The organism is Streptomyces griseoflavus (assembly GCF_014649995.1).
GTDB lineage: Bacteria > Actinomycetota > Actinomycetes > Streptomycetales > Streptomycetaceae > Streptomyces > Streptomyces griseoflavus.
In genome coordinates, this window is sequence record NZ_BMUC01000009.1 from 345,238 (window position 1) to 350,898 (window position 5,661).

The following is a 5,661-nucleotide window of genomic DNA, read 5'->3' on the forward strand; positions in this document are numbered from 1 at the left end:
CCCGCCCACCACCCCACCGGACCACCCTGACCGTCGCCCCGCCCCGTCCCGCCCGTCGACCCGTCCCCCGCCCGTTAACCCGCCCGGACCACCCCGCCACCCGGTCGCGACGGTGACCATGCGCCCCGCCGCTGACGGCCGCACGATGGGCCCTGATGCCGACCGGCGGACCGATCGGTACCGGTCGGATGCGAAGGAGGCCCGGGATGGGCGAGCTGTACATCGACGGCGAGTGGACGAACGCGGCGGCCGGCGGACGCCGGGACGTGATCAACCCCTACGACGCCTCCGTCGTCACCACCGTCGACGAGGCGGACGCCACGGACGTGGACCGCGCGGTGCGCGCCGCCCGGCGTGCCTTCGTCGAGGAGGAGTGGGCGAACGCCCCCACCCGCCGCCGCGCCGACGTCCTGCTGCGCGTCCGCGACCTGCTGCTGCGCGACATCGACGAGATCGCCCGCACCGAGACCCTCGACACCGGCAAGACACTGGCGGAAGCCCGCTTCGACGTGGAGGACGTGGCGAACGCCTTCCGCTACTTCGGCGAACTCGCCGGCAAGGACGGCGGCCGGGTCGTGGACGTCGGCCCGGACGTCCTCAGCCGCGTCGTCTACCAGCCCGTCGGCGTGTGCGCCCTCATCGCGCCCTGGAACTACCCGCTGCTCCAGGCCTCGTGGAAGGTCGCGCCGGCGCTCGCCGCGGGCAACACCTTCGTCCTCAAACCGAGCGAGACCACCCCGCTCACCACCATCGCCATGATCCGCCTGATCGAGGAGGCGGGCGCCCCCCGCGGCGTCGCCAACCTGGTGCTCGGCTCCGGAGCGACCGTCGGCGCCGCCATGACCGCCCACCCCGAGGTCGACCTGGTGTCCTTCACCGGCGGCCTCGCCACCGGACGCGCCATCATGGCCGCCGCCGCCGAGGGGCCGAAGAACATCGCCCTGGAACTGGGCGGCAAGAACCCCAACATCGTCTTCGAGGACGCCGACTTCGACGCCGCCGTCGACTACGGGCTCGACGCCGCCTTCCTGCACGCCGGGCAGGTCTGCTCCGCCGGGTCGCGCCTGCTCGTCCAGGACTCCCTGCACGACCGCTTCGTCGACGCCCTCGCCGAACGGGCCAGGGCGATCCGCCTCGGCAACGGCATGGACGAGGGCACCGAGAGCGGCCCGCTCAGCTCCGCCGAGCACCGCGACAAGGTCGAACGCCACATCGCCGCCGCCCGAGAGGAGGGCGCCCGGCTCGTCACCGGCGGCACCCGCCCCGACGACCCCGCACTGAGCCGCGGCTTCTTCCTGCTGCCGACGATCTTCGCCGACTGCGACAAGTCCATGAGCATCGTGCAGGACGAGGTCTTCGGACCGGTGGTCACCGTCGAACGGTTCCGCACCGAGGACGAGGCCGTGGAACTGGCCAACGACACCCGCTACGGCCTGGCCGGCGGCGTGTGGACCTCCGACGCCGGCCGCGCCCAGCGCGTCGCCCAGCGGCTGCGGCACGGCACCGTGTGGATCAACGACTTCCACCCCTACGTACCGCAGGCCGAGTGGGGCGGCTTCGGCCGCTCCGGCGTCGGCCGCGAGCTGGGCCCCACCGGCCTGCGCGAATACCAGGAAGCGAAGCACATCTACCAGAACCTCGCCCCGGGGCCGTCCGGCTGGTTCAAGGGCTGAGCACCAGCGGCACGCCACCCCTGACGGCCCGAGGGCCCGACGGATCGACGGCCTCGAAGAAAGGCACCCCCATGGCCCCCACGACCCCGCACGGCGCCGAGTCCTCCTACGACTACGTCATCGTCGGCGGCGGCACGGCAGGCTGCGTCCTCGCCGCCCGGCTGAGCGAGGACCCCGACGTCCGGGTCTGCGTCATCGAGGGCGGACCCAGCGACGTCGGTGACGAGCGGATCCTGCGCCTGCGCAACTGGATCAACCTGCTCGGCAGCGAGTTCGACTACGGCTACACCACCGTCGAACAGCCGCGCGGCAACTCCCACATCCTGCACTCGCGGGCCCGCGTGCTCGGCGGCTGCTCCTCCCACAACACGCTGATCAGCTTCCTGCCGCTGCCGCAGGACCTCGACGACTGGGTGGCCCACGGCTGCGACGGCTGGGACCCGGCGACGATCCTGCCCTACCGCGACCGGCTCCAGACCAAGATCGTCCCGGTGGCGGAGGCCGACCGCAACCCCATCGCCAAGGACTTCGTCACCGCCGCCTCCCGCGCCACCGGCGTCCCCGTCGTCGACGACTTCAACGCCGAACCCTTCGCCGACGGCACCGGCTTCTTCTCCCTCGCCTACGAACCGGAGGGCAACCTGCGCTCCTCCGCCTCCGTCGCCTACCTCCACCCCGTCCTGGACCGCCCCAACCTCACGCTGCTCCTGGAGACCTGGGCCCACCGGCTGCTCACCGACGAGTCGGGCAGACTGACCCGGGTCGCCGTCCGGGGCGCCGACGGCGAGCCCGCCACCGTACGCGCCGAACGCGAACTCCTGCTGTGCGCCGGGGCGATCGACACCCCGCGCCTGCTGATGCTGTCCGGCATCGGACCGGCCGAGGACCTGCGCCGCGTCGGCATCGAGGTCCACCTCGACCTGCCCGGCGTGGGGCAGAACCTGCTGGACCACCCCGAGTCCGTGATGGTCTGGGAGACCGACGGCCCGCTGCCGCCCAACTCCGCGATGGACTCCGACGCGGGCCTGTTCCTGCGCAGGGAGAAGGGACAGCCGCGCCCGGACCTGATGTTCCACTTCTACCAGGTGCCGTTCACCGTCAACACCGAACGTCTGGGCTACCCCGTCCCGGAGCACGGGGTGTGCATGACGCCGAACGTGCCCCGGGCCCGCTCCACCGGCCGCATGTGGCTGCGCAGTTCCAACCCGGCCGAGCATCCCGCCCTGGACTTCCGGTACTTCACCGACCCCGAGGGCCACGACGAGCGCACCGTCGTCGAAGGGCTCAAGGTGGCCCGGGAGATCGCCGCCACCGACCCGCTGCGCGGCTGGCTGCTGCGCGAGGTCGCGCCCGGCCCGGACGTCACCTCCGACGCCGACCTGTCGGAGTACGGGCGCCGCGTCGCCCACACCGTCTACCACCCGGCCGGCACCTGCCGCATGGGCGCCGCGGACGACCCCATGGCCGTCTGCGACCCCGAACTGAGACTGCGCGGCGCGGACGGCGTGCGCATCGTCGACGCCTCGATCTTCCCGACCATGCCCACCATCAACCCCATGGTGACCGTCCTGCTCGCCGCCGAACGCGCCGCCGACCTGATCACCGGCCGCTCCGGACCCGCCGGCCGATAGCCGCCCGGCGACCGGCCCGCCCTCCGCAGCACGGCGGACAGAGGCGCCGGCCGGGCGCCTCGACAGCACCACCGGCTCCGGCGGACGACAGCCGGCCTCGGCCAAGGAGGAACACGACTGTGTCGACCGCAGGAGACAAGGACCCCGGCTTGGCGCCGGAGGACATCACCGCGGAGGACGAGGCGACCGGCCGGGTCCGGCTCAAACCCGTCGTCTTTTTCGGGGCCGCCCTCCTCGTCCTCGCGATCTCGATCTGGGCGATCATCACCCCGGACGGGGCGGAGAACGTCATCGGAGTGGCCGTCGGCAAGATCTCCAGCTGGTTCGGCTGGTACTACTTCGTCGCCGCCACCCTGTACCTGCTGTTCGTCGTGTTCATCGCCCTGTCCAAGTACGGCACGGTCAAGCTCGGCCCCAAGCACTCGAAACCCGACTACGGAGTCTTCACCTGGGGCGCGATGCTGTTCGCGGCGGGCATCGGCATCGACCTGATGTTCTTCTCCGTCTCGGGGCCCGTCAGCCACTACCTCGCCCCGCCCCAGGGCGACCCCGAGACGCTCGAAGCCGCACGCCAGGCCGTCGTGTGGACCCTGTTCCACTACGGCATCACCGGCTGGGGCATGTACGCCCTGATGGGCATGGCCCTCGGCTACTTCTCCTTCCGGTACCGGCTGCCGCTCGCGATCCGGTCCGCGCTCTACCCGATCATCGGCCGCCGCATCCACGGACGGATCGGCGACACCGTCGACCTGGCGGCCATCATCGGCACCGTGTTCGGCATCGGCGTGACGCTCGGCATCGGCGTGGTGCAGCTGAACTACGGCCTGAAGGTCCTCTTCGGCGTGCCGGAGGGGCTCACCGCGCAGATCGCCCTGATCGTCGTCGCGGTGGCGATGGCCACCTTCTCCGCCGCGTCCGGCGTGGACAAGGGCATCCGCAGGCTGTCCCAGCTCAACATCCTCCTCGCCGCCCTGCTGATGTTCTACATCCTGGTCGTCGGTGAACCGTTCCGCGTGCTCAACGCCGTCGTCCAGAACGTCGGGGACTACGTCAGCCGCTTCCCCTCGATGACCCTGAACACCTTCGCCTACGACCAGCCCACCGAGTGGCTGGACGCCTGGACGCTGTTCTTCTGGGCCTGGTGGATCGCCTGGGCGCCGTTCGTCGGGCTCTTCCTGGCCCGCATCTCCCGCGGCCGCACCCTGCGCGAGTTCATCGCGGCGACGCTCGTCATCCCGTTCCTCTTCACCGGTCTCTTCCTGGCGATCTTCGGCAACAGCGCCCTGCTGCTGGTGCGCGACGGGGACACCGAGTTCGGCGAGACCGCCATGAACGTCCCCGAACAGGGCTTCTACAACCTGCTCGAGCACTACCCGGGATTCCTCTTCAGCGCCGGACTCGCCACCTTCGTCGGGCTGCTCCTCTACGTCACCTCCGCGGACTCCGGGGCCCTGGTCATGGGCAACCTCAGCGCCGACCTGCCCACCCCGGTGACCGACGCGCCCACCTGGCTGCGCATCTTCTGGGCGGTGGCGACGGGACTGCTCACCCTCGCCATGCTCATCGTGGGCGGTGTGCAGGCGCTCACCAACGCCACCATCATCATGGGGCTCCCGTTCTCCTTCGTGATGTTCCTGATCATGGCCGGGCTCTTCCTGGCGCTGCGCACCGAACGGATGAAGGCGGAGGCGAGGATCACCACACTGCCCGGATCGCTCTCCGGACGCATCGCCCACCACGGTCTGCCGGGAGCACCGACCTGGCAGCACCGCCTGGCCCGGACGATGGCGTACCCCGGCAGGCGGGCGGCAGCGCGCTTCGTCGACCAGGTGTGCCGCCCCGCCTTCCAGGAGGTCGTGGGAGAACTGCGGGAGGCGGGCGCGGCCGCGGAGGTCCTGGAAGGCACCGCGGAGGAGAACGGCCTCCCGCACGTCGGTCTGCGCGTGCCGATCGGCACGGGCGACGAATTCCTCTACGAGGTCTGGCCCGTCGAGATGCCGACCCCCGAGTTCGCCACCCGATCGGTCAGCAGGCACGACTCCTACGTACGCTTCGAGGTCCGGCTCGCCGAGGGCAACCAGGACTACGACGTGATGGGCTACACCAAGGACCAGCTCATCGCCGACAGCCTCGACCAGTACGAGCGGCACCTGGAGTACCTCCGGGTGCGCGACGAGGCGACCTCCCGCTCCAGCCTGCCCCACCACCGCCCGGACGAGCCCGGCGCACACCTGCCGGAGGCGTAGACCGGGAGCGCGCGGCCGGACAGCGACAGCACTTCCCCCCGTTATGTTTTTTGCGGTCCTGCAAGAGGGCCGCTGGCCTCCGGGCCCGGCATGGCTGTTGCCCCCTGTCGA

3 protein-coding genes are annotated in these 5,661 nt (G+C 71.2%); all 3 read left to right on the forward strand.

Annotated features, from left to right (window positions below):
• Positions 1-206 precede the first annotated feature (206 nt).
• The 3 genes from IE172_RS21005 (at position 207) to betT (ending at position 5,550) form a co-directional block, all read left to right on the forward strand.
• The gene (locus IE172_RS21005; protein WP_190098787.1) at positions 207-1,673 is read left to right on the forward strand and encodes an aldehyde dehydrogenase family protein; all 1,467 of its coding nucleotides are present in this window, start codon (positions 207-209) and stop codon (positions 1,671-1,673) included.
• A 71-nt stretch (positions 1,674-1,744) separates the two neighbouring features.
• The gene (locus IE172_RS21010) at positions 1,745-3,304 is read left to right on the forward strand and encodes a GMC family oxidoreductase (protein ID WP_190098788.1); all 1,560 of its coding nucleotides are present in this window, start codon (positions 1,745-1,747) and stop codon (positions 3,302-3,304) included.
• Between the two features lie 119 nt (positions 3,305-3,423).
• Positions 3,424-5,550, forward strand: coding sequence for a choline BCCT transporter BetT (gene betT, locus IE172_RS21015; protein WP_306432800.1), 2,127 nt, complete (start codon positions 3,424-3,426; stop codon positions 5,548-5,550).
• The last annotated feature ends 111 nt before the right edge of the window (positions 5,551-5,661 follow it).

Coding starts and splice junctions, on each gene's coding strand:
- IE172_RS21010 (WP_190098788.1), top strand. CDS start 1,745: ATGGCCCCCACGACCCCGCACGGCGCCGAGTCCTCCTACGACTACGTC.
- IE172_RS21005 (WP_190098787.1), top strand. CDS start 207: ATGGGCGAGCTGTACATCGACGGCGAGTGGACGAACGCGGCGGCCGGC.